26 protein-coding genes are annotated in these 26231 nt (G+C 40.8%); 5 read left to right on the top strand and 21 right to left on the bottom strand.

From position 1 onward, the window contains the following. Positions 1-141 precede the first annotated feature (141 nt). The 21 genes from DBU79_RS02640 to secG form a co-directional block, all read right to left on the bottom strand. Positions 142-1521: a phosphomannomutase/phosphoglucomutase gene (locus tag DBU79_RS02640; RefSeq protein WP_154411459.1), complete on the bottom strand. Its 1380-nt coding sequence runs from the start codon at positions 1519-1521 to the stop codon at positions 142-144. Position 1522: 1 nt separating this feature from the next. After that, entirely contained in the window at positions 1523-3928 is a 2406-nt protein-coding gene (locus tag DBU79_RS02635; RefSeq protein ID WP_154411458.1) for a tetratricopeptide repeat protein, read from the bottom strand. Beyond that, positions 3918-5390, bottom strand: a complete 1473-nt coding sequence (nuoN, locus tag DBU79_RS02630) for an NADH-quinone oxidoreductase subunit NuoN (RefSeq protein WP_033757122.1) — start codon at positions 5388-5390, stop codon at positions 3918-3920. The genes DBU79_RS02635 and nuoN overlap by 11 nt, the downstream gene beginning before the upstream one ends. Continuing rightward, on the bottom strand, positions 5377-6915 hold the full coding sequence (locus tag DBU79_RS02625; RefSeq protein WP_154411457.1) for an NADH-quinone oxidoreductase subunit M: 1539 nt from the start codon (positions 6913-6915) through the stop codon (positions 5377-5379). Before DBU79_RS02625 ends, nuoN begins: the two co-directional genes overlap by 14 nt. Positions 6916-6918: 3 nt before the next feature. Continuing rightward, positions 6919-8757 carry an NADH-quinone oxidoreductase subunit L gene (gene nuoL / locus DBU79_RS02620; protein ID WP_154411456.1) on the bottom strand — a complete coding sequence of 613 codons (1839 nt, stop codon included), beginning with the start codon at positions 8755-8757 and terminating at the stop codon, positions 6919-6921. A gap of 2 nt (positions 8758-8759) precedes the next feature. After that, positions 8760-9062, bottom strand: coding sequence for an NADH-quinone oxidoreductase subunit NuoK (nuoK, locus tag DBU79_RS02615; protein WP_000579759.1), 303 nt, complete (start codon positions 9060-9062; stop codon positions 8760-8762). Then, entirely contained in the window at positions 9059-9607 is a 549-nt protein-coding gene (locus DBU79_RS02610) for an NADH-quinone oxidoreductase subunit J (protein WP_000464195.1), read from the bottom strand. Before DBU79_RS02610 ends, nuoK begins: the two co-directional genes overlap by 4 nt. Next, on the bottom strand, positions 9600-10262 hold the full coding sequence (gene nuoI, locus DBU79_RS02605; RefSeq protein ID WP_154411455.1) for an NADH-quinone oxidoreductase subunit NuoI: 663 nt from the start codon (positions 10260-10262) through the stop codon (positions 9600-9602). The genes DBU79_RS02610 and nuoI overlap by 8 nt, the downstream gene beginning before the upstream one ends. Before the next feature lie 9 nt (positions 10263-10271). Next, positions 10272-11261 (bottom strand): NADH-quinone oxidoreductase subunit NuoH, encoded by a 990-nt coding sequence (gene nuoH / locus DBU79_RS02600; RefSeq protein ID WP_001277296.1) that lies wholly within the window; start codon positions 11259-11261, stop codon positions 10272-10274. After that, a complete protein-coding gene (locus DBU79_RS02595; RefSeq protein ID WP_154411454.1) occupies positions 11258-13789 on the bottom strand; it encodes an NADH-quinone oxidoreductase subunit G in 2532 nt (843 codons plus the stop codon). Before DBU79_RS02595 ends, nuoH begins: the two co-directional genes overlap by 4 nt. After that, entirely contained in the window at positions 13786-14772 is a 987-nt protein-coding gene (locus DBU79_RS02590; RefSeq protein WP_154411482.1) for a hypothetical protein, read from the bottom strand. The genes DBU79_RS02595 and DBU79_RS02590 overlap by 4 nt, the downstream gene beginning before the upstream one ends. A gap of 2 nt (positions 14773-14774) precedes the next feature. Continuing rightward, entirely contained in the window at positions 14775-15005 is a 231-nt protein-coding gene (locus tag DBU79_RS02585) for an NADH-ubiquinone oxidoreductase subunit E family protein (protein ID WP_000819164.1), read from the bottom strand. Beyond that, entirely contained in the window at positions 15002-16231 is a 1230-nt protein-coding gene (nuoD, locus tag DBU79_RS02580; RefSeq protein WP_154411453.1) for an NADH dehydrogenase (quinone) subunit D, read from the bottom strand. The genes DBU79_RS02585 and nuoD overlap by 4 nt, the downstream gene beginning before the upstream one ends. Before the next feature lies 1 nt (position 16232). Beyond that, entirely contained in the window at positions 16233-17030 is a 798-nt protein-coding gene (locus DBU79_RS02575; RefSeq protein WP_195834211.1) for an NADH-quinone oxidoreductase subunit C, read from the bottom strand. Continuing rightward, positions 17030-17509 (bottom strand): NuoB/complex I 20 kDa subunit family protein, encoded by a 480-nt coding sequence (locus DBU79_RS02570; RefSeq protein WP_001183508.1) that lies wholly within the window; start codon positions 17507-17509, stop codon positions 17030-17032. The genes DBU79_RS02575 and DBU79_RS02570 overlap by 1 nt, the downstream gene beginning before the upstream one ends. Continuing rightward, complete coding sequence (locus DBU79_RS02565) at positions 17509-17910, bottom strand: NAD(P)H-quinone oxidoreductase subunit 3 (protein ID WP_001183537.1); 402 nt, start codon at positions 17908-17910, stop codon at positions 17509-17511. The genes DBU79_RS02570 and DBU79_RS02565 overlap by 1 nt, the downstream gene beginning before the upstream one ends. Before the next feature lie 104 nt (positions 17911-18014). After that, positions 18015-18704, bottom strand: a complete 690-nt coding sequence (locus DBU79_RS02560; RefSeq protein WP_134890411.1) for an SIR2 family NAD-dependent protein deacylase — start codon at positions 18702-18704, stop codon at positions 18015-18017. Beyond that, positions 18701-19165, bottom strand: a complete 465-nt coding sequence (locus DBU79_RS02555; protein WP_139535154.1) for an RDD family protein — start codon at positions 19163-19165, stop codon at positions 18701-18703. Before DBU79_RS02555 ends, DBU79_RS02560 begins: the two co-directional genes overlap by 4 nt. Then, positions 19155-19760 carry an orotate phosphoribosyltransferase gene (gene pyrE, locus DBU79_RS02550; RefSeq protein WP_134890413.1) on the bottom strand — a complete coding sequence of 202 codons (606 nt, stop codon included), beginning with the start codon at positions 19758-19760 and terminating at the stop codon, positions 19155-19157. The genes DBU79_RS02555 and pyrE overlap by 11 nt, the downstream gene beginning before the upstream one ends. 3 nt (positions 19761-19763) lie before the next feature. After that, positions 19764-20321, bottom strand: a complete 558-nt coding sequence (frr, locus tag DBU79_RS02545; RefSeq protein ID WP_000938377.1) for a ribosome recycling factor — start codon at positions 20319-20321, stop codon at positions 19764-19766. Next, positions 20321-20917 (bottom strand): preprotein translocase subunit SecG, encoded by a 597-nt coding sequence (gene secG, locus DBU79_RS02540; RefSeq protein WP_195834210.1) that lies wholly within the window; start codon positions 20915-20917, stop codon positions 20321-20323. The genes frr and secG overlap by 1 nt, the downstream gene beginning before the upstream one ends. Before the next feature lie 117 nt (positions 20918-21034). Here secG and DBU79_RS02535 point away from each other — a divergent pair, with 117 nt between their 5' ends. The 5 genes from DBU79_RS02535 (at position 21035) to DBU79_RS02515 (ending at position 26224) form a co-directional block, all read left to right on the top strand. Beyond that, entirely contained in the window at positions 21035-21763 is a 729-nt protein-coding gene (locus tag DBU79_RS02535; protein ID WP_195834209.1) for a methyltransferase domain-containing protein, read from the top strand. A 71-nt stretch (positions 21764-21834) separates the two neighbouring features. After that, positions 21835-22815: a tryptophan--tRNA ligase gene (trpS, locus tag DBU79_RS02530; RefSeq protein WP_154411449.1), complete on the top strand. Its 981-nt coding sequence runs from the start codon at positions 21835-21837 to the stop codon at positions 22813-22815. After that, the gene (locus DBU79_RS02525; protein WP_154411448.1) at positions 22816-24597 is read left to right on the top strand and encodes an extracellular solute-binding protein; all 1782 of its coding nucleotides are present in this window, start codon (positions 22816-22818) and stop codon (positions 24595-24597) included. It begins immediately after the preceding gene. Next, a complete protein-coding gene (locus tag DBU79_RS02520) occupies positions 24594-25640 on the top strand; it encodes a microcin C ABC transporter permease YejB (protein WP_154411447.1) in 1047 nt (348 codons plus the stop codon). The genes DBU79_RS02525 and DBU79_RS02520 overlap by 4 nt, the downstream gene beginning before the upstream one ends. An 8-nt stretch (positions 25641-25648) precedes the next feature. Continuing rightward, a complete protein-coding gene (locus DBU79_RS02515; protein WP_154411446.1) occupies positions 25649-26224 on the top strand; it encodes an SH3 domain-containing protein in 576 nt (191 codons plus the stop codon). The last annotated feature ends 7 nt before the right edge of the window (positions 26225-26231 follow it).

The following is a 26231-nucleotide window of genomic DNA, read 5'->3' as shown; positions in this document are numbered from 1 at the left end:
TAATAGGCTTAGGCTTAGCTTAAATAGTGCAAAAAATTTGAGATCTTATGATTTTATGTGTGGTTTAAAAAAGCAACTTGTTTAATTGATTTATATTTTTAAAAGTAAGGGATATAAAATGAGATTATCCCAAGCTCTATTTTAAAGTTTTTCTAATAACCCAAGCAACGCCCTTTTATATTCTAACGCCGTTATCTCATCCTTGCCTTCAAAGCGGCTGACTAAATACGGGGTGGTGTTGCTTGCGCGAATAAGCCCAAAACCATGTTCAAAAACCACCCTCACGCCATCAATGCTGATGATTTCTTTGATTTTGGGGAAATGGCTTGGCGGGTTTTTAAGCGCTTCTTGTAAGTTGTGAATGATTTCAAATTTTTCTTCTTCGCTCACGGCGATTTTTTCTTCAGGCGTGGTGTAGGAATAGGGGAGGTTTTTAATAATGTTTTCCAAATCGCTTGGACTTTGTTCAAGCAATAATTCTAAAGCCCTTAAGCATGCATAAAGAGCGTCATCATAGCCAAAATAGCGTTCTTTAAAAAAGATATGCCCGCTCATTTCAGCCGCAAAATGCGCGTTGGTTTCTTTGAGCTTGATTTTTAAATTGCTATGCCCGGTTTTATACATGAGCGTCTTGCCAAAAGTATTAATCGTGTTATACATCACTTGAGAGCATTTGACTTCGCCTATCACAAAGGGGGTGATGCCTTGAGCATGCAAGCGTTTAGCGAATAAAATCGCCAATTCATCGCCCGCATAGATATGATGAGAGCTTAGCATCGCAATCCTATCCGCATCGCCATCAAAAGCAAAGCCTATTAAAATAGCGTTTTCTTGCATGTGTTTTTCTAAATCTTTTAAGTTTTTCGCTTCGCTAGGGTCTGGGTGGTGGTTAGGGAAATTCCCATCAGGATCGCTATAAAGGCTGCTAAAATCAATGTTTAAAGCCTTTAAAATCGGCTCTAGCCCTAACGCCCCCACGCCATTACCAAAATCCAGGGCGATTTTGTATTTAAGATTTTTTAAATGCTTAAAGTCCTTGATCAAATAGCGTTGATACGCTTCTAGGGCATTGACTTTCTCTGGTGTTTCTTTTAGGGGTTTTATTTCATGCTTTGCGTTTAAAAGCGTGTCTTTTAAAGCCTGAATGTCCTTGCCATAAAACGGGTTTTGGTTGAGCGTGATTTTAAAGCCGTTGTATTCTTTGGGGTTGTGAGAGCCAGTGATCATGATGGAATTAGGGCATTGAATACCATTGATTTCATTGAAGGCTGCAAAATACGCTACCGGTGTGGGGATTAGCCCTAAATCATACACTTTCAAGCCGCTTGATTGCAGCCCCGCGCTCAAAGCTTCAAACAAAAAGCGCCCATGCACCCTTGCGTCATGCCCTACAAACACGCTTTTATCGCATTCTCGCATGATTTTCCCTAACTCCACGCCGATACTAAAGGCGCTCTTTTCGTCTAAAGTGGTGGGGTAAATGCCTCTAATATCGTATTCTCTAAAAATGCTAATGTCCATGTCATGACTCCTTGTTTTTGAATAAATTTAAACCCTGTTCGCATAAATTTTGCCATGCGTTTGTTTGATCTTTTTGTTTTAATTGAACGCATTTTTCTAAACTGGCTTTAGATTTTGCTTTTTGGTTGGTTAAATCCAGTAGGCTCGATTGTAAATACAAGGCTTTTTGGTGATCTTCTAAAGAAAGCCTGCGGTTTAAAAGCTTGTCTAGCGTTTCTAACGCTTTTGAATAGTCTTTGGTGGTTCGGTAAGCGTTAATTAGGGCAAATTCGCTAAAGGGCGTGTAAGAATAATCCCTGTAAGCGTCTTGGAGTTTGAGTAAGCTTGTGGCATAAATTTTGACGCTTTTAGGGTCTTTTTCATTCTCTAGCAATTTAAAATAAACCAACGCCATGCGTTTATCGTCTTTGAAATGCTTTTCTAAAAACGCATACAAATTGAGTGCCAATTCTTTTTCATTGTTTTGCATGTAATCTGAAAATAAAACAAAAGCAATATCATAAAATTCCTTTTTATTTAAGCTTTGAGCGAGGATTAAAGCGTCTTTAGAAGCCAGAGTGGAATTTTTAAAATCCCCTAAGCGGTAGTAATTACGCCCCAAACGATAAAGCCATATTAATTTTTCGCTAGGGGTTTTAGCTGTTTTTAAAGCGTTTAGGGCAATAACTTGCGCTTTTTCTTTGAGCGATGCGAAATACAAGCAATCAAAGGCTTGGATTTCTTCTTTGGGGGTAAATTCAAAGGCGGTGATCTGGGATAAGTATTTTAAAGCTTCTTCGCAACGATTGTTCTCTAATGGGGTTTTAGCAAGGACATTGAGCGTTTTTTGGATCAAAGGAGAATCTTTAGGCAAATTTTTTTGCATGCCTAACACTTCAGCATAACGCTTATTTTCAAACAACAGTTGGGCTTTCAATTCCAAAGCTTTTAGGGCTTCATCAGAATTAGGGAAATTTTGAATGATTTTATCATAATGGGCGATTTTTTCTTGCGTGTTCCCCTCCATGGAAAAAAGGGCTTTTTCATCGCGCATTCTAACGACAGAAGCTTTATCCAATTCCGCATGGTCTTGCAAATATTGTAGGTTGTAAAGGTGGGCGTTCTTAAAGTCCTTGATCCTTGCATACAACGCCCCTAAGTCATAGAGCGCTTGCTCTTTAGCTTTCAAGTCATCATCTTGATTGAGGAGCAAGTGAGCGATCTCAATCGCGCTTTCATTCATCTGGTTTTTTTTCAATAACTTGAGCAAGTCTAGGGCTGATTCGCTGTGTTGAGAAATATAATCAGGGTTGGATTGAACCACCTTATCAATGAGGTATTTAGCATTGTTGAAGTTTTGATAGTTTATCTCTGCTTCAGCCCAATTAAGCGCGATTTCACTCGCGCTCTCTTTGTCTTTGGCGTTAGAAAAAGCTTCTTTAAAAAGCATGTTAGCGTTGCTCAAATCAGAGCCTTCAGCCGCTTCAATGGCTAAACGCATTTGGGCTAAGGGAGCGTAGCGGGAGTTTTTGTATTCTAAAAGGATGCGTTTGTAATAACGCATGGCCTGTTTGTAATTGTTGTTTTCATTTAAAGCTTTGGCGACATAGTATAACGCTTCAGGGATATTGGGGTCAGTCGGGTAATTTTTAATCCACTTGGTGCCAATATCTATGAGTAAGGATTTTTTAATGCCTAATTGGCCTAATGCGATAATTTCTAATAAATACAGATCTTTTTTAAATATCGTTTGAGGGTAGTTTTTAAACGCGCGGCTGATCGTGCGTAGGGCGTCAAAATAGGCTTGCGAATTGATTTGTTTTTTAGCTTCTAAATAAGCGTTTAAATCATAGCCCTTTGTGGTGAGTAGGGGTTTGTTATTCACATCTAGTTCTTGAATGATGGGGGTTTGAGCGTCTTTAATGACAATGGGGAAATTCAAGCCTTTTTGAGCGTTGTCTTTTTCGCTCAAAAAAGGGATATTTTGATCATAGCCTATGATTTGCCACATTTTGGCTTTAGGATCGTTTTCCACAAAAAGGGGGATCGCTTTTTTATAATCCCTATCAAAAGAAAAAAGGGTGAGTCTTCGCATCACTTTGGGTTTGATGTGTAAAATGAATTGTTGTTGGCGCATAGAATAGGTGATATTGAAAAAAGCGTTTTCTAAAGGGGTAAAACCCTCCTTAGGGATAGAGTCTATCACGCATTCTATGGGGCGTTTAGCGTGTATAATGGATAGAGAGGCTTCAATCCCGCTTGGTGGTTTTTCATTGGTATAAAAACAAGAAAACGCCTTATTGTGTCGTAAGGTTAAAACCGAAAAATCTTCCCCACCTTCTTTGCCTTGCGTGAGCGTCAAGCTTAAGGCATTGAGAGAATGGGAGAGCAAGCCCATTAAAAGAAAGATTTTTGACTTAAGCCACAAACTCTAAAAGCCCTCGCATCATAAACACAGAGAACAAGCACGCTAACGCCATGGCAATAATGACCGCATAAATGGGCATGGTAGCGTTTTGGGTGTAAATATCGTTTTGAGCGTAGCTTTGTAAGGGCTTATTGAAAAACATCGCTACGAGCCAACGGAAATAATAAAACGCAGCCACCGCGCTATTAACTAACATCACCACCGCTAAAAGAATGTGATTGCTCTCTAACGCGCTTTCAACGGCTAAAAATTTCCCCCAAAACACGCTAAAAGGCGGGATCCCTGCAAGCCCAAAAACAAAAATAGCGCCCAAGATCGCCACTAAAGGGTGGGTTTTGATAAGGCCGTTGAATTTGGAATAAGGGTGATCGTAGCGTTCATCCCATGTTTTTTCCCGGCTTTTTAAGAGCCATAAAAGGCCAAAAGCCCCAATGTAAGTGAAGGCGAACATGAACCAGTAAACAAACATCGCCTGTTGGCTATCTTCAGTGTGGATAAACACGCACGCTAAAGCGAACCCAGAATGCGAAATGGAGCTATAAGCGAGCATTCTTTTGACATCTTCTTGCCATAAAGCAATGAAATTAGGAATGGTGATAGTCATAAGAATCAAAACATAAAAAATGTCTTCTACCCAAGCGATACGGGTGTCTATAAACGCCCCAAAAAGGCGAGTCGCTACCACAAAGCCAGCGATTTTAGGCACAATGGAAATATAGCTCGCAAAGACCGGGTTATTGCCCTCATACACATCAGGCATCCAGGTATGGAAAGGCACTAGAGAAACCTTAAAGCCAATCGCTCCAATCAAAAAAATAGCGCCCATCGCAAAAAGCATGGGGTTTGTGATACCCTCAGTGTGCAAGTATAGGGTAATGACTTCAAGATTCAAACTCCCTGTAAGCAAGTAAAAAGCCATAGCCCCCATGGCAAAAAACGCGCTCGCCATCGCCCCCATAGTGAAATACTTGATCCCTGCTTCTAATCCGTAGCGTTTATCGCTCAACGCCATTAACACACAAAGGGGTAAGGACGCTGTCTCTAGCCCAATAAGGATTAGCAATAAATGGTTGCTTGAAACCATGAACTGAAAGCCAGCAACAATAAACAAGTATAAGGAATAAAATTCAGCGGTTTGAAATTCGTTGAAGCGTTCTTTTGAAAGGGCTAAGAAAATGAGCAAAAAGGCTGAAATCAAGACAATGCTTTGAGAGATGAGCGAGAGAGTATCCAAGCTTAAAAACCCAAAAAAGGCGTTTTCTTGCTCTTCTAACCCTAAAACCACCAAAAAATCCAAAACCAAAAAGAGCATGCATAAAAACACATTCAAATTGCGTGAAAACCTGGAAGTGAAAGCGTTGATTAAGAGCGTGAAAATCCCCCCACACACCAACACCAGCATGGGCAAAATGCTCTCAAAATTAAAGCTATCAAAAGAGATGTGGAGACTATCTATTAACATAAGAGACCTCTTTTATCTTAGTGTCCAATGAACCTAAAAAAGGGAGCGAGCGGATTTCTATCACTTCTAAAAGCTGCTTAGAGCCTTGCTCAATCGGTTTTAAAAGGATTTTAGGATAAATCCCTAAAATCAAAATCAAAGCTAAAATCACGCTTAAAACCCCTACCTCACGAGCGTTCAAATCTTCAAACACGCTGATTTGATTGTTCCCAGCTTTCAAATTACCAAAGAAAACATCTTTATATGAAGTGAGCATGTAAACCGCTGACAGGATGATGCTTGTCCCAGCAATGATAGCCAAAAGAGGGTAAGTGGCAAAAAACCCTAACAAGCTTAAAAACTCTCCCACAAAACCAATGCTTAAAGGCATGCCCACGTTCGCCATTAAAACGATCATAAAAAAGGCTGCAAAAACAGGAGCGCTTTTAGCGATCGATCCAAAGCGAGCGATTTCTAAACTGCTAGCGCGTTCTTCCAAGATACCAGCGAGCAAAAATAATCCCATGACGATAATACCATGCGCAAACATCATAAACACCGCCCCTGAAATCCCCTCAACATTGAAAGAAAAAACCCCAAGCACCACGACTCCCATGTGCGAGAACGAGCTATAAGCGATGAGGGTTTTTAAATCTTTTTGAGCGTAGGCTAGAAAACCTCCATAAATAATCATGCACAGCGCCACAATGGCTATAGGGGTTAAATAGATCTCTGAAAGTTCAGGAAAAAGCGGGAGCAAGAAGCGTAATAAAGCGTAAGTCCCCATTTTAGAAAGCAAGGCCGAAAGCATGACAGAGCCTAAAGTAGGAGCGTTAGAATACGCATAAGGCAACCATGTGTGTAAGGGAAAGAGTGGGATTTTAACTGCAATCCCTATTAAGAAAGCCACAAAGAGCCAGATTTTAATCTCGCTAGAAAAGTTCAACTGATACCAGTCTAAAATATCAAAACTCATCATGCCGTAATTGCTAGCGTAGTAATACCCAATGTATAAAATGCCTAAAAGCATGCATAACGACGCTAAAAAGGTGTAGAGGAAAAACTTCATGCCGGAATAGATTTTATGATTACGGCCAAAACGACCGATGAGGTATAAAACCGGCAGGAGCGAGATTTCCCAAAAAGCGTAGAAAAAGATCATATTAAGAGAAGAAAACACGCCCATCAAAATCCCCTCTAACAACAAAAGACAGATCGCAAAGTCTTTACGATGCTCTTTGACATAAATCACACATAATAACACCACGATAGCGTTTAAGAGCAACAAAAAGAGCGCGATGCCATCAACGCCCACATGGTAATTCACGCCAATTTGATAGATTAATTCCTTTGTTTCTTCAAACTGCATGCCTGCTGTTTGAATATCAAACCCATGCCACAACAACAAGACCAATAACAATTCAATCAAAGCGATGACAATCGCATACGCCCTGCTCGCTTGATCGCTCATAAAGAACGCTAATAGCGCGCTCAGCATGGGGAAAAAGATCACCACACTTAAAAGATGCGCATGTAAAAACTGCATTTCTTATCTCCCAAAAAAAGCTACAAACGCTAATAAGATTAAAACCCCGGCCACCATGAAGCGCAGCATGGAGGTTAAATTCCCATCTTGACTGATTCTAAACACACGCCCTATAACAAAAACGCTTCTTCCTATAGTGTCCACTATCGCATCAGTGATCCTTAATTCCACGACCTGGTGCAAGAATGAAGCGATGGCGCTAAAAACTTTTGCAATCCCTTGATAAAGTTGCGGGATATAGTATTGGTTGAGCAAGAGCTTGTATAAAAAGCCCCCCTCTTTTTTGGAAGCGATACCATTTTTATATTTAAATATGGCATAAGCGATACTCAATAACACCACTATGGTGGTGATACTGATTAAAAGAGTGAGCGGGACAGGATACTCTCCAACGCTAGGGATTACTTGAGAAATAAAATGGAAAAACGGCTCTTCAAAAAACCCGGCAATGACCGCTAAAACCCCTAACGGCAGCATGCTTAAAAGCATGAAATTTTTGGCTTCATGGGGGTGGTTGATTTCGTGCTGTTTGGGTGCAAAAAACACAAGCATGATGAGCCTGAAGCTATAAAAAGCGGTAAAGATCGCCCCGATTAGAAGCATAAACCATAAAATATGGTGGTGCATCCCAAAAGCCGCTTCTAAAATTTTGTCTTTAGAAAAGTATCCTGCGAAAGGGTAAATCCCGCACAAAGCCACTGAACCTATAATCATGAAGATAGCTGTGATCCTCATAGGCTTGTATAAAGCGCCCATTTTAGTAATATCCAGATTGTCTTCCATCGCATGCATGACATTCCCTGATCCTAAGAAAAGGAGGGATTTGAAAAACGCATGCGTAAAGAGATGGAAAAGCGCGATCGCATAAGCCCCAAGACCGGCCGCTACAAACATATAGCCCAATTGAGAAAGCGTGGAATAAGCCACAATGCGCTTTAAATCCTTATTGACTAAAGCCATGCTCGCTCCAAAAAGAGCCACAAACGCCCCCAAACATGCGATAAAATAGCCCACTTCAAACACTGCGCTATACAAAGGGTTGGCTCTGATGACCAGATACACCCCAGCGGTTACCATCGTTGCTGCATGGATGAGAGCGGACACAGGGGTTGGCCCCTCCATAGCGTTGGCTAACCATGTGTGCATAGGAAATTGTGCGCTCTTCCCCATAGCGCCAATGAAAAGAAACACGCTAATGTAAAAGAGCATGGAATAATCGGCGTTATTGAGCATGCTAAAGACTTCTTTATACTGGAGGGTACCAAAATTCCAAAAGATCAAAATAATCCCCATGAGCATGCCTAAATCCGTGATCCGATTCATCACAAAGGCTTCAATGGAAGCGTCATTCGCGCTTTTTTTATGATACCAAAAGCCAATGAGCAAGTAAGAGCATAGCCCCACCCCTTCCCAACCAATGAAAAGCCCTAAAAAATTATCGCTCAACACCAACACCAGCATGGAAAACACAAAGCCGCTGAGGTAGGAAAAATAGCGGTTAAACCCTGTATCATGCTCCATATAGCCTATGGAATACACATGCACTAAGAAAGAAACTAAAGTGACCACGACAATCATGACCGCATTGATATTATCCAGCATGAGGGAAAAGCCCACTTTAAAATTCCCCACCACGATCCAATCAAATAAATATTTTTCATAGCTTTGATGATGCCATGCTTGAATGAAAAGAACCACCGCACCAATGAAAGAAACCAGCACGCACAAAGAATTGAAAACGCCCACATGCAACGCTCTAGCTTTAGCCCCAAAAAGCCCCGCATAAATCGCACCGATTAAAGGCAAAAACAACACCACTGACAGCAAAGAAGAATATTGCATGCTCAACCTTTCATAGCGTTTAAAGAATCAATGTCTAAGCTCTTGTATTTCTTAAACCACAAAATCACCAAGCCCAAACCAATAGCCACCTCACTAGCAGCAATAGCGATAATAAAGAGCGCGAACATCTGCCCGTCTAAATTGTGTGTGTATTTAGAGATCGCTACAAAACCGATATTGATCGCATTGAGCATGATTTCTGTAGAAAAAAAGAGCAACAGAATGTTTTTGCGTTTCAGCATGCCCGCTAAACCAATGCAAAAGAGCAACCCTGAAACAATCAAATAGTGGTTTAACCCTATCATAGAGATTCCTTTATAAATTGCGTGTGATTTTTCCCATGGATTTTTTGAATCCCTGTAGCGATGCCTCCAACCATAGCGACTAAAAGCATTAAAGCCGCCGCTTCAAAAGGAATGAGGTAATTAGTAAAAAGCACATAACCAATCGCTTTAATGTTAGGGATTTGCGCATCAATAGCGTTGGAATTGACTTGATTAGAAAGGTTTTCGCCAATGCTAGGAGCGCTTAAAATCAAGGTGAGCAACAGCGCCACGCCAAATGAAAGAACGCACAAGATTTTAGGGCTTTGCTTGCGTTCAATGACTTCTGCAGCGGAGTTGAAAAACATCATGCCAAACGCATACATCACAATGACCGCGCCCACATACACCGTGATTTGCACCACACCCAAAAACTCAGCGTCTAGCAAAAAGAAAAAAGCAGAGATAAAAACCATGCTACTAGCGAGAGCGGTAATGGCATAGAGAATATTCGTGGTTGTGATCACCACTAACGCCATGCTCAAAGTAAGGATCGCAAAGAAATAAAAGGCAATGGTTTCAAACATTTTCATCCCCTTTATGGCTTTCTGGGTTTGTTGGAGACTCTTCTTTGGATTCTTCTTTTGAAGGCTCTTGGACATAATCTAAAGGGGTGGCTTGCATGCGTTCATTGTAATTAGGGCTTACCGCACCAAAGCCTAAAAATTCGGCATGCGAGCAGTTTTTAGCGTCTTGTTCGCTCGTTAAAAACTCGCTTTTAGAGCCGTATTGGGAGCGTTGGGTGCTGGCGTTTTCAAACCGATTCCCCATAACAATCGCTAATTCTGGGCAAACTTCTGCGCACAATCCGCAATAAATGCAACGCCCCAAATTGATCGTGTAAGAATCGATCTTTTTGCGGTTGTCTTCGCCTTTATGCGTGATGATCCTTATGCAATTGCTCGTGCAAATCTTTTCGCACAGCCCACAGCCAATACACCTTTCAGATCCTGAGTCTAAAAGCCGTTGCAGATTATGCACCGCGCGATAGCGTGGGCTTAAAGGGAGTTGTTCCATAGGGTAATGGATGGTTACGCTTGGGCTAAAAAATTCCTTGATCGTAAGCCCTAGCCCTTTGAATAGATCCAAACCCAAGCTCGTTTTAAGGGTGTCTTTAAATTGCTCAGTCGCACTATGAGCTTCGGCTCGTTTAGGAAGTTGCTTGTATTCTTGTTTGGCCATAAAACCTCCTTAAATTAAAATGATAATGCCTGTTAGCACAATGTTCAATAACGCTAAAGGCAGCATGATCTTCCAGCACATATTCATCAGTTGGTCTGGGCGCACATGCGGATAAGTCGCTCTAACCCACATGGATAAAAAGACAAAAAAGCCCGCTTTAATCAAGATTGCTATTCCTCCAGGGATAAAGCCCCATGCGTTAAACCCGCCAAAAAACACGATAGAAATCACAAAAGAAAAAGCGAATAAGTGCGCGTATTCCGCTAAGAAGAACATGCCCCATTTCAAGCCGCTGTATTCGGTGCAATACCCTGCTACAATCTCGGCTTCATGCTCTAACAAGTCAAAGGGGGTGCGATTCAATTCAGCATAACTTGCGATCAAAAACAAAACAAACGCTAGAGGTTGCTTAAACACAAGCCAGTCTAAAAACCCACCGCTTTGGTAATTATTGATTTCCACTAAAGAGAGCGATCCTACCACCATTAAGGGGGCTAGAATGGTTAAAGTGCTGACCACTTCAAAGCTGAGTAGTTGGATCGTCGCTCTTGCTGAACCAATTAAAGAGTATTTGTTATTAGAAGCAAGCCCAGCTAAAATAGGCGCATAAATCCCTGCTGCACCCACGGCTAAGAAAAACAAAAAGCCAATGTTGATATCAGAAATAAGGGGCTTGATCTCATAGCCAAACAGAGTGAAATTAGGGAAAAAGGGGATGGGTGCCATGGACACAAACGCACTCACCATCGCAATAATGGGCGCTAGCGTGAAAATGAATTTATTCGCACCTTGGGGGATAATGTCTTCTTTAGTGAAAAGCTTAATGCCGTCTGCTGCGACTTGCAAAAGCCCAAAAGGCCCCACATAACAAGGCCCTAAACGGCGTTGGAAATAGGCTAACACTTTCCTTTCAATATAAGTGGCAAAGCCTCCTAAAGCCGAAAAAACAGCGACTAAAATCAAAATTTTAATCAAGGTTTCAATGATATAAGCGCTCATGCTTGCTCCTTTAAATCCACGCTATCAAACACGCCCTCTCTAAAAAAGTTGGAATGGCTTTTTAAAAGAGAAGGCGAAATGACAAACACCTCCTGATCCAAGCTCTCATCAAGATACAAAACGCCTGTTAATTCCTCTTCTTCTTTAGATAAAGTGATGTTTTGCCCCACTTCTTTATCCAATTTTTTTAAGAAAGCTTTAGACACATAGACACCGGCTTTTAATTGCAAATTCTCGCTTTTATGGGTAGCGTTATTGAATTGCGTTTCTGGGTATTTTAAATACGCGTTGAAAACGATTTTTTCTTTTAAAGGCTTGATAGGCTCGCATTCTGTGGTTTCGTATTCTTTAGCACTCTTTTCAAAATGGCTTGTCCCTAATAAATAGCCTCTGTGATTGACCCTGTCATTAGTGAAATAGTTGGTTAGATGATCAAATTCTATGGCTTTAAAGCCCGCTTCTGTAGGGAGTTTGTGGGTGCATTCTGTGAGATTTTCTTCCACAAAGCCAAAGCCTTGCATGATATCGCTCAAGTCATAGCCCTCAAATCTCAAAGCCGGTTTTAAGGGCAACACACGCCCTTCAACATTGGTGATCGTGCCTTCTAGCTGGTTGAGACTAGGTAAAATAAAATCCACTTTACTCACAGCGTCTTTCCCAAAAACCCTATCGTCGCTATTGATAGTGAAATCCCCTTGAGTGCGAATGCCTACAATTTTTTCATGTTCAAAAATTTCTTCGCTCAATTCGCAAATGGAAGCGATGCCTAAAGCGTTCGCGCTTGGGGGGATAAGAATGAGTTTAACAGCGCTTTTTTGGGCTAACAAACGCAGCATTTTAGCGATGTTATGGGCTTGTTTATGGCTATAAATTTCTTCGCCAACCACCAGCAGAGTGTTATTTGATTTTTGTAAAAGAGCGAGAATTTTTTCATAAGTTTCTAAATTGATGCCCGCTTCTTCAAGCAACAAATAAGTGGTTTTGGTAGGGACTTCAATTTTTTCTTCTTTAACCTCTGTCTTGTTTTCTTCTTGATTTTCTTTTGGGGTAGTTGCTTCTGTTTTATTCTCTTCTTGATTTTCTGCCTTATTTTCTCCAATACTGCACCCTTGCTCGGCTTGTTCTAAAGCTTTTTTCCGCTCTTCTTCTAAGGCTTTAAGAGCCGCTTCATCCACAATGCTTTGCTTGGAATCTTCTAAGCTTTTTAGAGCCGCACTTTCAATGTTAAGCATTTTTAAAAGCATGCCTAAAAGGATTTCTTCAGCCCCCACTTCATGGGTGATGCAAAAAGAGCTTCGACACAAATTCGCTAAAGCGTTATCCTTAATAGGGTGCATAGCGATCAAAGAAGCTTTATTGAGTTTGAGAGCGTTATTAATAGCATAGCGCACCAAAGGGTTTTCTGTTTTGATAGAAGATCCTATCGTAACGACCAAATTGGAAGTTTTAATCTCTTCAACGCTGGGGCGTTTAACTTCGCCCAATACTTTTAAAAATTGTTGGAAATGATACGCTTCTTGATTGTAGATTTTAAAATCAAGCTCTTTCCTCAAACGCTCTATTAAAAACGCCTCTTCATTCGTAATGTCTCCTCCTATTCGCACCGCTTCGCATTCTTTGAGGGCGTTTTGCGCTTCTTTAAGATTAGCGCTGCCTTTAGGGCTAGAGCTCACATCAAAAGCGAAACGGCCTGCCCCACAAATAGGGTTATGATAAAAATCATTAAGCACTCTAAAAATTTTAGATTCTTCGCCTAGAGTATCAAAATGGCGCACATCATAAGAAATCAAACAACCGGCTGAGCAATGCGAACAAGTAGAATGGATCTTTTTGAGTTCCCATGCGTTAGCCGTGTAAGCGAAATCTTTATAGCTCAAAGCGCCCACAGGGCATACCGCAATGCATTCCCCGCAATCATAGCAAGGCACGCTACCCACAAAAGAAATAATGCCTTTTTGCTTACGACTCCACACGCTAAAAGCGTCTTTAGACATGCTGTCTTTAAATTTATCCGGAGCGTGCAAGTCGGCTTTAGTGGCTTTGAGGTTGTTTTCGCCCACATTATCCTTGCAAGTGGTTACGCACCTTTCGCACATGATGCACAAATTGGGATCATACAAGGCTTTTGCCCATGAATCTAGCGCTTTAAAATCATCAGCCACTGCATAAGGTTGGTGCTCTACACCGGTTAAATGCGTCATGTCTTGCAATTCGCACTCCCCGCTTTTATCGCACACGCCACACTCTAGGGGGTGATTGACATCATAGGTTTGCATGATGCTTTTTCTTTCATCCATGAGCGTTTGGGTGTTAGTGAGAATGACGGCGTTGTTTTTGGCTTTCGTGTTGCAGCTATAAATGCGTTTGCCATCCATTTCAACCATGCACATTTTGCATGCGACCGTGGGCGAGCAACCGCTCAAATAGCAAATAGTAGGGATGTAGATCCCAGCACTCCTAGCGGCCTCTAAAACGCTTTGTCCCTCTTGGCATTCAATCATTTTGCCATTGATATTCATTGTGATCATGAAATTCCTTGAGAGTGGGATAAAATAGGGATATAAGGGTAAGCATCAAAAAACGCCCCTTCTAAAATCGCAATCAAGCCCTTCAAATGGGGGCTTTCTTCTAACTCGCATTCTAGCGTTTTATCTAAGATTTGAAACTTTGCTTTAGAATGCTTAATCTTGTTAGCGATCTTAAATTGCTTGGAAAAAGACAATTTGGGGGTTTTAAGGCTCTTGTAAGAAACATAGACAAACGAGCCGTTAGCCTCACCCATTCGCTCTAAAAGTTCTAAATCTTTTGATTGAAGCTCTGATTCAAAAGGCAAAATGCCTTCTTTAAAGACTGTTTCTAGCAACCATTCTTGATCTTTAGAATCATAAAAAGTGGCCGTTGCGCCTGAATCATTGCAAGGGATATGCAAAATTTCTAGGTAGTTTTGCAACCCGCTTAAAAGGGTGTATAAAAAAGCGCTATGAGCATGTTTTGTGATTTCTCTGTTTAAAACAAGCACTCTTTTTTTTGCTTTAACAATAAGCACGATAAGTTCTTGTAATTCTTCTTCGCTCATGTTCGCTTCAGAGCTTAAATACCCCACATCTATTTTTTCTAAAACATGCCCTTTTAATCGGGAAGTTTGTTCTAAAATGCCCCTTAAAATCAAGGCTAAAATCGCCGCTTCCGTGTGGATTTCATACGACGCAAAAAGGCAATTTTCTTGCAAGTCTCTTGTATCTTGTAAGGGTCTTAACAAGGCGTAGGGGCGTTTTGATTGGTTAATGCTTCCTAGGATCAATCGTTCGTTTTCATTCAAACAAGCGTTTGAAAACCCTCCAAACAAAACGCACAAATCGCTTTTTTCTAAAAGGTTTAAGCTATCTTTTGCCATCTTGTAATGGATTTCAAACCCTTTTTGAAGAGATAATTTTTCTAAACAATAGGCTTCTTTCAAGCTAAGAGAAGAGCTTGCGCTTAAGGGAGAATTTAAGGGGTTAAAGCCGCTCAAAATCAAGCCTTTTTCCTCACGACAATCGTCCAATCCGCTTGATTGAAACGCAAAGAATTGAGGAGCTCATGCCCTTTAGATTGGATAAATTCAGCACTCTTAGGGATATTAGAAAAATCCCCCACTTCAAACATGAAAATAGCGACTTCATTAGGTTGCATTTCTTTTTCAATCAATTCTTCTAAGCGTTCAAAAATATCTGCTTTCAAAGGGCGCAAATCAAAGCGTTTCATCTATCCACCTCGCCAAACACCGCATTGGTTGAGCCAATCACGGTTACCGCATCCGCTAAATATTGCCCCACTAAAATATCGCTTAAAGCCCCAATATGATAAAAGCTAGGGGCTCTGATTTTTAATCTGTGAGGGTAAGGCTCGCCTTCTGAATGGATAAAAAACCCTAATTCCCCTTTAGGGCTTTCTGTGGGGGCATACACTTCCCCAACGGGCGGGCGCATGCCTTGAGCCACTAAAACAAAATGCTGCATCAAGGCGTAGTTTTGCGTCATTATATCTTCTTTAGGGGCGGAAATATAATGCGGGTTTTGAGCCATGATGGGCGTATCGGTTTTAGCATACATGGGAATGAGTTGTTCAATGATGCGAATGCTTTCGTCAATTTCTAACATATACAAACAATACCGATCATAGCTATCGCCATAATTACCCACCGGCACATCAAAATCAAGCTCTTTATAAAGCTCATAAGGTTCTTCTTTCCTAATGTCATAAGCGATCCCAGTTCCTCTTAGCATGATACCGCTCATGCCCCAACTTTGCGCCATTTTTTGCGTTACAACGCCCACATTTTCCAAGCGCATCCGCCAAATGCGATTCTTATCCAATAAGCCTTGAATGAGCTTTTTGCATTCCCTCATTTCGCCTAAAAATTTTTTTAAGCCCTCTAGCCAATTAGGAGGTAAATCTAAAGGCACGCCCCCAATCCTTATAGCGTTATGCGTGAGCCTGGCCCCGCAATAATCCTCCATTAAATCCAACCCGTATTCCCTCGTCTTAAACGCATACAAAAACACGCTCATCGCCCCCACATCTAAAGCATGCACGCTGATAAAAAAGATGTGTGAAATCATGCGGTTAAGCTCTAATAAAATCGTGCGGATCACTTGCGCTCGGCGCGGGATTTCTAAATTGAGTAAGGTTTCTACCGCATAAGCGTAAGCGTAATTATTGCTGGTAGAAGAAGTGTAATCCAATCTGTCGGTAGTGGGCATGTATTCGTTATAGGTCATGTTTTCGCCTAATTTTTCACAGCCCCTATGCAAGTAGCCAATTTCAGGGGTAGCCTTAATGATTCTTTCGCCCTCTAATTCCAAAATCAAGCGCAATTGCCCATGACTACTAGGGTGTTGAGGGCCAAAGTTTAAAATCATTTGATTATCATCATGTTCAAAAATGATGTTTTCAAATTGGGGGTTGAGTTTCGTGAAATTTTGAGCCATTTTATAGCCTCTTTTTTAAGATAGTGGGGGCGATTTTGTGCAAATCTTTGACAAAAGGGATTTTCTTAAACGCATGCTTTTCTTCTACTTCTTTTAATTCTTCGCCCTTGCCCTGCTCATAGCCAATTTTTGCAAAATTGAAAGTGTCTTTTTCATCCACTCTCGCGCTGTCTCTCTGCTCTTTACCCACCACTTCTCGGTATTCTTTGCCAAAAATTTTATCCACTTCATACCATTGAGCGAATTCATCGCCTTTGAGCGGGTAAGAACGCAACAAGGGGTGGCCTACCCAATCATGCGGCATGATAAGGCGTTTCAAATAGGGGTGTTTGTCAAACACAATGCCCAGCATGTCATACGCTTCCCTTTCGCTCCAATTAGCCGATCGGTATAAAAAACTCAAAGAATCCACGCTCTCATTAGGCAACAAAACGCACTTCACGCGCACCCTACGGCGGTTCTTGCAGCTATCGCTAAAACCCACAAATTGATAAAACAATTCAAAATACCCTTTTTTAGCGCACAAATCTATCGCGCTCATTTCGCTCAAACACTCATAACCCAAATGCCTTAAAGTCGTAGCAACAGAAAAAATATCGTCTTTTTTGATCCAAAACACAGCCGTGTTAGTCTCTATGTATTTGTCTAAAATTTCATGCTTGTAAGAAAGGTGGTTGTAAATGACCTCATAAGCACTGCCCTCTAAATATTTTTTAGGGGTGGGTTCTATGATTTTATAGGGGTCATGCTGACGCGATTGTTTTTGCACATCTTCATAGGGGGATTGTTTTCTTACCATCACACTAACCTTTTAGGAGCGTCTTGTTTGATCGCTTTAGAGCGTCTGATTTTATCTTGCAAAACCATAAGAGCGTATTGTAAAGTTTCTGGGCGCGGCGCACAACCGGGCAAGTAAATATCCACAGGAACGATCCTGTCCGCTCCTTGAACGGTCGCATAAGTGTTGAACATCCCGCCCGTGTTAGCGCAACTCCCCATAGAAATCACCCATTTAGGTTCAGGCATTTGATCATAGAGCCTACGCATGAATTCGGCATGCTTTTTAGTGAGCGTGCCAGCGATGATCATCACATCAGATTGCCTAGGACTCGCTCTAAAAATCGTGCCAAATCTGTCAAAATCAAACCTTGAACCCCCTGTTGCCATCATCTCAATCGCACAACACGCCAAGCCATAAGTTAAGGGCCAAAGCGAATTAGAACGCCCCCAATTCAATAATTTATCCAAAGTGCTTAGAACAACTGGTGCTTGTTGCATTATTTCACCTCTAATTTCTGCCAACTCAAAGCGTTTCGCTTTAGAGCGTAAATAAAACCAATGGTTAAAAAGAAGACAAAGCCTAGCATTTCAATGAGCCCAAACAAGCCTAATTTTTTAAAATCAATCGCCCAAGGGAACATGAAAACGATTTCTACATCAAATAAAATAAAAAGCATGGCCATGATATAGAAATGGTGCGACACCCTATTAGGCTGTTTGAGAGCCACAGGCCCGCATTCATAGGGAGCGAGCTTGAGCTTTTCGCCCTTTTTTTGAGCCATTTTACGGCTTAAAAACCTTTGAATCCTTAAGGTTAAGTTAAACACCCAAAAGGTGAATACCAACAAAACAAAAACGCCAAAATAGGGGTGATTCAATGCTTCTGTGGCTTGTTGCATCAGGTTCTCAAACTCCTTTAATTATTCGCAAATAACGATGAAGCCAATTAAACCATGTTTTTGCTAATCGTTAGCTGAAAAAATAAAAATTATTTCAACATCTCTTAAGAGGCCATTTCTATGAGTTTAGGCATTAAATCTTGCATGGCATGCACCGCGCTTTCATTAATGCATTGGATATTCTGGGGCAAATGGGCGTTTTTAGCCTTAGGGTCAATGTAATAAATGAGGGCGTCTTTATGCGCATGCGTGTAGAGGCTAGCGGCCGGATAGACTTGCAAAGAAGTGCCAATGATGATTAAAAGGTGTGCTTGTTTGACTAAAGAAATCGCTTCCTTAAGCAAAGGCACCTCTTCGCCAAACCACACAATATTGGGGCGTAATTGCGCTTTATCTTTAGCCAAGTCGCCTAAATTCAAGTCCTTTTCCCACCTATAAACCAAATTAGGATCTTTTTCGCTGCGAACGCTTAATAATTCCCCATGCAAGTGCAAAATGCGAGAAGATCCCGCCCTTTCATGCAAATCATCTACATTTTGGGTGATGATATTAACTTGATAGTGTTTTTCCAATTTTGCTAAAGCTTTATGGGCTTTGTTAGGATAAACTTCAAAAAGCTGTCGGCGCCTTTGGTTGTAAAAATCCAACACCTTTTGCGGGTTCTTTTTCCAACCATAAGGCGAAGCAACTTCCATGATGTCATGCCCTTCCCACAAGCCATCAGCGTCCCTAAAGGTTTTAATCCCGCTTTCTGCTGAAATGCCAGCCCCGCTTAAGATCACTAAATTTTTCATGTTTCCTCCTTGATGATTTCAATATGAGTGCCGCTGAGTTTGTCATGCAAAAAAAACTTAAAAATAAAAGGCGTAACAAACCCTACAAGTAACCCCATGCTCAACACCCACAAAACAAAGCGCCACAACGCCAAAAAAAAGCCCACTTTTTCGCCATTATTTTTGACCAATTTAAACTGAGCGTAACGCATGCCAGGGCTTTGGGATTTAAAAGCGATAAAAAAGCTGTGCGTTAGGGCGTAAAAAAGCAGGCATAAAAAAATCGCGCTCTGGTTTTCCCTAAAATCCTTCGCACTCCCTAAAATCGCATAAGTCATTATATAAAGCATGGGGGTATAAATCATAAAAATATCGGTGATGAAAGCCTTTAAGCGTAAAGAGAGATTCAACCCTTTTAAAGGGCTTTCTAAAGCGCGTTTTTTTTCTGGAGTTTTATTTTTTTTGGTTTTTTTAGTTGCCACGACTTCCCGGCTTTATAGCAACGCTAGTACCGCATAAAGGGCAAGAGTTAGGCTTGTGCATGTCAAAAACAAAATCTTCTAAAGCAAAAAGGGGCAAATGGCTAGGCAAACACGCACCCTCTTGGGCTTTCAAGTGAGAATGAACGCGTTTGCAAATGCCCCGATTGGCTAGAGCGCCAAAAGCCACGATTTGAGCGCCCTTTTCTTCTAAAACTTTAGCGCATTCCATGGCGGATTTTCCCGTAGTGATGATGTCTTCGCACACTAAAATTGTTTCGTTTTTTTTGACTTCAAAACCACGCCTTAACGCCATAACGCCATTCACCCTTTCAGTGAAGATAAAACGCACGCCCAAAGCCCTTGCAAGCTCATACCCAGCCAAGATCCCCCCAATCGCAGGCGAGCATACGCATTCAATATTCAAATGAGCTTCTTGGATTTGTTTGGCTAATTCTAGCGCTAATTGTTCGGCTAGTTTGGGATCTTCTAAGACTTTAGCGGATTGCAAATAATAATTGGAATGAAACCCGCTGCTGAGCAAGAAATGCCCCTCTAATAGCGCTTGAGCGTTTTGATAACATGCCTTAATATCCATGGTTTAGACCTTTAAAATCGCATCTTCTTTGTTTTTCACGCTTTCATCAATTTTTTTAATGGCTTCATCAGTGATTTTTTGGATCTGCTCTTGGGCTTTTTTGCTTTCATCTTCGCTGATTTCTTTGTCTTTTTCTAATTTTTTCACTTGATTGTTGGCGTCTTGGCGGATATTCCTTACAGCCACTTTAGCCTTTTCGCCCATCGCTTTGGCGTCTTTTGCGATGAGTTTTCTTTGCTCGGTTGTCATGGGCGGGAAAAAAAGCTTGATCGTTTCGCCGTCGTTATTAGGATTGACGCCAATATTGGCTTCTTGAATGGATCTTTCAATTTCTTTGAGCAGGTTTTTTTCCCATGGGCTGATTTGAAGGGTGGTCGCATCCAAGCTCATCACAGAGCCGACTTGGTTTAAAGCGGTGGGCGTGCCGTAATAATCCACTTTGATGTGATCTAAAATATTGACTGAAACTTTCGCACTCCTTAGAGTGGAAAAATCTCTGTTTAAAGCTTGAACGCTTTTTTGCATCAAATCTTTGGTTTCGTTATAAATGGCTTGTAGCATTATTTTTCATCCTTTTTTTGGTTTGTATGGGCGTTGGTTGTCGCATGCGTTTTAGGCTTTTGGTGGGTGGTTGGGGGCGTTTTGGCGTTCTCTTTGGTTTTTTCAACACCCTTTATACCATTCTCTTTGGCGTCATTTTTTTCATTTTTTTCATTCTGTTTGGGGCTTTCAACAGAAAGCGCTTTGACTGGCTCTTTAGGGAGTTCGTTAGGCGTTTGTTTTGGCATTAAAGGATTAATGGGGGCTTGCTCTAAAGGGTTGAGCGTTGGGTTTAATGTGGGATTGAGCGTAGGGTTAAGCGTGCCGGTGGTAGGGACTAGGGGCGAAAGTTCTTTATTGGTTTTAGTTTCATCTAAAATGCTTTTGCCGTATTCTTTGTTGTAAAAATAGCCCAAAGCGATGGTGTTGGCAACAAATAACAGCCCTAAAAACATGGTCAATTTCGCCATAAAGCTCGCAGGCCCTCTAGCGCCAAATAAAGACTCATTACTCCCGCTATAAGCCCCTAAGCCGATGCTAGAACTTTTTTGCAACAAAACCACCACCACAATCAATACCGCTAAAACAATTTGTAAGCCTAACAGAGCGCTTGTCATAAACACTGATTCCTTAAATGCCTAAAATTTAGAAAAAATTACGCTTGATCTTATCTAAAATTTGCTAAGAATACACTAAAATTTAGTTTCAATTTCAAGCGTGGTGCGTTAAAGGCGGTGGTGTTGGACTCTTTTCATTCATTCAATCAACATGCATTCAATAAGCATGCCAAAACTTATCCTCTCTTCGCTCATATCCAGCAACAAATCGCTATCTATCTTGTTCAATTTTTAAAACAAAAACATTACGCTAAAGTTTTGGATCTAGGATCAGGGAGTGGGGCTGTTTTTAATGCTTTAGAGCGGCAAAATATTTTGATTGAAAACTTTATCGCTTTGGATAATTCTATGAACATGCTCAAATTACACCCCACGCATTCTATTAACATTCAAAAAATCTCTTTAGAGCATGCGGATTTTGAAAAACATGTTTTTTGCGATTATGATCTGGTTGTGTCTTCTTCTTCTTTGCAATGGGCAAGGGATTTAAAAAGCGTTTTAGAAAAAATCGCTCTTTTTAGTAAGGAGGCCGCTTTAGCTATCCATACGGATTTTAGTTTGCATGAAGTGCATGAGTTTTTAGGCACGCCTTCGCCTTTAAGGGATCTTAAAACGCTCAAATCTTTGATTAAAAACGCTTTTAAACATTTTCAAATAGAATTAGAAAACAAGCGCTTTTCTCTTTATTTTAACCGCAAACAAGATTGCTTGAATTACCTTAAAAAATGCGGTCTTTTAGGGGGTTCAACGCTGAGTTTCAAGCAAAAAAAACATTTTTTCCAAAACATGGCGTTTGAAAAATTGAGCTATGAAGTGTTACTCTTTTCGGGGATCAAGCGTTCTTAAAAACCAAGATAAATTAAAATATTAAAATTAGGTGGTTACAATAAACGCTAAATTAATGAGCGAGAAACAACATGCACAAAAAACGAGTCTTTTCAGGCATCCAACCTACCGGGCAAATCCATTTGGGCAACTATTTAGGAGCGATCAAGCATTGGGTAGAGATGCAAGATGAATATGAAAACCTTTTTTGCGTCGTCAATTCGCATGCGATCACCCTACCCATAGAGCCTAAATTTTTAAAATCCCAAACCTATGAGTTAGTCAAATTGCTTTTAGCTTGCGGGATTAATCCTAAGCAATCGGGGTTATTCATTCAAAGTGAAGTGGATGAGCACCCGGCTTTAGCGTGGCTATTAAATTGTCAAGTGTCTATGGGGGAAATGCAACGAATGACGCAATTCAAAGACAAGTCTTTAAAAAACCCTAAAAGCGTGAATGTGGGGCTTTTCAATTACCCTATTTTGATGGCGTCAGATATTTTATTATACCAAAGCGATTTAGTGCCAGTGGGCGAAGATCAAAAGCAACATTTAGAACTCACACGAAACATTGCAGAAAAATTTAACAGGGATTTTGGAGATTGCTTTAAAGTACCAGAGCCTTTGATCGCTAAAGTGGGGGCAAGGGTTATGGGGCTAGACGATCCAAAAGTGAAGATGAGTAAATCGCATAAAGGGGCTAACCATGCGATTTTTCTTTTAGATGAGCCGGATATTATTGTAAGGAAAATCAAAAAAGCGGCCACTGATTCTATGGGCGTTATTGCCTTTGATGAAAAAAGAGAGGGCGTTTTTAACCTTTTAAACATCTACATGCTTTTAAGCGATGAAAGCCCAGAAAACATAGAAGAGCGTTTCAAAAATAAAGGTTATGGGGATTTTAAAAAGGAATTGGCTGAAGTGGTGATCCAGGCTTTAAAACCCATCCAAGAAAGATACAAAGAAATCAGCGATGATGAAGTGAAAGCCGTTTTAAATGGCGGTGTGAAAAAAGCCAGGCCTTTAGCGCAAGCGACTTACCAAAAGGCTAAAGAATTGATGGGGTTGGTTTAGATGAAAATTTTGGGTTTATGGTTAGGGGTGTTTTGTTTCCTTAAGGCTACGCCTTATTTATACTTGGGCGAAGAGCCTAAATATAAAGACAATTTCACGCATTTTGAATACGCTAACCCTAACGCTAGAAAAGGCGGTGTTTTAAGGAATGACGCTATAGGGACTTTTGATAGCCTTAACCCTTTTGCGCTTAAAGGCACTAAAGCCGAAGGCTTGGATCTCATTTATGACACTTTAATGGTGCAAAGTTTGGACGAACCTTTTGCCGAATACCCCTTGATCGCTAAAGACGCAGAAGTGGCTAAGGATAACAGCTATGTGATTTTTACCTTAGACAAAAGAGCGAGATTCAGCAATAACGCTCCCATTTTAGCGAGCGATGTGAAGTTTAGTTTTGATACGATCATGAAATTAGGATCGCCTATTTATAGGCAGTATTACCAAGATGTTAAAAAGGCGGTTGTTTTAGACAAACACCATGTTAAATTCATTTTCAAAACCACTGAAAATAAAGAGTTGCCTCTCATTTTAGGGCAGTTGCAAATCTTTTCCAAAAAAGCGTTTCAAAAGGATTATTTCACCAAAAACCCTTTAATCATTCCTGTTTCTAGTGGCCCTTATGTGATCGCTTCTTTTGATGTGGGCAAGAAAATCACCTACCAAAGAAACCCTAATTATTGGGCGAGGAATTTGCCTAGCAGAAAGGGGCAATTCAATTTTGATCAAATCAAATTTGAGTATTACAAAGACGAAACCATTGCTTTACAGGCTTTTTTGAGCGGAGCGTATGATTGGCGCATTGAAAGCACGGCTAAAATTTGGGCTAGGGGCTATGTGGGGAAAGCTATGGATAATAAAAAAATCACTAAATACCTCATAGCCCATAAAATGCCAAGCGGCATGCAAGGGTTTTTCTTCAACACGCACCGGGAAATTTTTAAGGATAAAAGGGTTCGTGAAGCCTTATTCTATGCGTTTGATTTTGAATGGGCGAATAAAAATTTGTTTTTTTCGCAATACAAGCGCACCACCAGTTTTTTCAGCAACTCTGTTTATGCGTCCCCTCCACTCCCAAGCCCTGAAGAAAAAGTTCTGTTAGCCCCTTATGAAAAGAGTTTGGATGAAAGGGTTTTTAAAGAGCCTTATGTCGTGCCTAGAACCGATGGACCTGATGTTTTGGGCTATAATTTGAGGGAAAATTTAAAATACGCCCAAAAGCTTTTAGAAAGCGCGGGCTTTTCTTACAAAAACATGCGTTTGGTGGATAAGAATAACAAGCCGTTTAGTTTCACTTTGCTTTTAAACAGCCCGGCCTTTGAAAGACTGGCTCTAGCCTTTGCTAAAAACTTAAGGGTGTTAGGGATTGAAATGAAAATCCAAAGAGTGGATTTAAGCCAGTATGTCAATCGGGTCAAAAGCTATGATTTTGACATGATTGTAGGGGTGATAGGCCAATCGTCTTTCCCGGGTAATGAGCAACGCTTTTATTTTGGCTCTTTGAGCGCTAAAGAAAAAGGCTCAAGGAATTATGCAGGAATCTCCAGTAAAGCGGTAGATGCTTTGATTGAAAAAATCATTAACGCTAAAGATTACAAGGAGCAACTAGCCGCCATTCAAGCGATGGATAGGGTGCTGTTGTGGGGGTTTTATGTGATACCGCATTTTTATTTGCCTAATTACAGGATCGCAGTGTATAATTACATTGGCATGCCTGAAATCAGCCCTAGCTATGGATTTTCGCCGTATTTATGGTGGGTAAAAAAAGAAAGGGGTATTCAATGATTGCTTATATTCTTAAACGCTTGCTTTTGATTATCCCTACTTTATTGGCCATCATGACGATTAATTTTTTTCTGATCCAATCGGCTCCAGGAGGCCCTATTGAGCAGATGATGGCTAAAATCAATAACACGCAGTCCAAAGAAACCCAAGGTCTTGTTAAAGAGCGTTCGTATAGGGCGTCTCAAGGGTTGGAGAGCGATTTGATAGAGAGCTTGAAAAAACTCTATGGTTTTGACAAGCCCATAGGGGAGCGCTACCTTCTCATGCTCAAAAAATACGTGCAATTTGATTTTGGGGAGAGCTTTTATCGCCAGATTAAAGTGATAGATTTGATTAAGGAAAAATTGCCGGTATCCATTTCGTTAGGGCTTTTTAGCACGCTTTTGATTTATCTTATTTCTATCCCTTTAGGGATTTTCAAAGCCAAACGCAATAACGAGCCTTTAGATGTGCTAAGCAGCGTGGTGATTATTGTTGCTAACGCTATCCCAGCCTTTTTGTTTGCGGTGGTGCTCATCGTGTTTTTTGCTGGAGGGAATTATTGGCACTGGTTCCCTTTAAAAGGGCTAGTGAGCGATAATTTTGAAAGTTTGAGCGCGTTAGGCAAAATCAAGGATTATTTATGGCATATCACTTTGCCCGTTCTTTGCATTTCTTTAGGGGGTTTTGCAAGCCTTACGCTTTTAGTGAAAAATTCTTTTTTAGATGAAATGGGCAAACTCTATGTGGTGAGCGCTAAGGCTAAGGGCTGTTCAGTGGGGCGTATTTTTTATGCGCATGTGTTCCGCAATGCGATTTTATTAGTGGTGGCGGGTTTTCCGCAAGCTTTTTTGGGCATGTTTTTTAGCTCAAGCTTATTGATAGAAATTGTTTTTAGCCTGGATGGGTTAGGGCTTTTAGGGTATGAAAGCATTGTGAGTAGGGATTATCCTGTCGTGTTTGGTTCGCTTTATATTTTCACGCTTTTAGGTTTGGTGGCGAGTTTGATAAGCGATTTGCTCTGCGTGGTGATTGACCCTAGGATTGATTTTGAAAAGCGTTGAGGGTAGGAATGAAAACTGAGATGAAATCTTCTTTAAAACTTTTTATGCGGCCATCATTAGTGGTTTTAGCGTTCATGTTGTTGTATGCTTTAGTGCATATTGTGCTTGGTTTTTATGGGGAAAAAGACAGCGTTCAAATAAATCAGAATTTAGAAAAAACCGAGATAGAGCGTCAAAACAGCGTGCTTTCGCCCAAACAAGAAGCCAACACGACCACAACTGCCACAGAAGAAAGCCCCACCAAAGACACAGCGCCACCTTTAGACACAGCCGTGCAAAAACAAGAAATTAAACAAGAGCAAGAAAAAGAAAATGAGTCTAAACAAAACAGCGTCCCGCCCGTTCAAAAGAATCAAAAAACCCCCACAACCCCCTTAATGGGAAAAAAACCTTTAGAGTATAAAGTCGCAGTCAGTGGCGTGAATGTGCGTGCTTTTCCTAGCACAAAAGGTAAAATCTTGGGATTGCTTTTAAAAAATAAAAGCGTGAAGGTTTTAGAAATCCAAAACGATTGGGCTGAAATTGAATTTTCTCACGAAACAAAGGGCTATGTGTTTTTAAAACTTTTAAAAAAGGCTGAATGAAAGAATA

Source organism: Helicobacter pylori, assembly GCF_009689985.1.
Taxonomy (GTDB): Bacteria; Campylobacterota; Campylobacteria; order Campylobacterales; family Helicobacteraceae; genus Helicobacter; species Helicobacter pylori_CG.
This window is presented reverse-complemented; position numbering and strand designations above follow the sequence as displayed.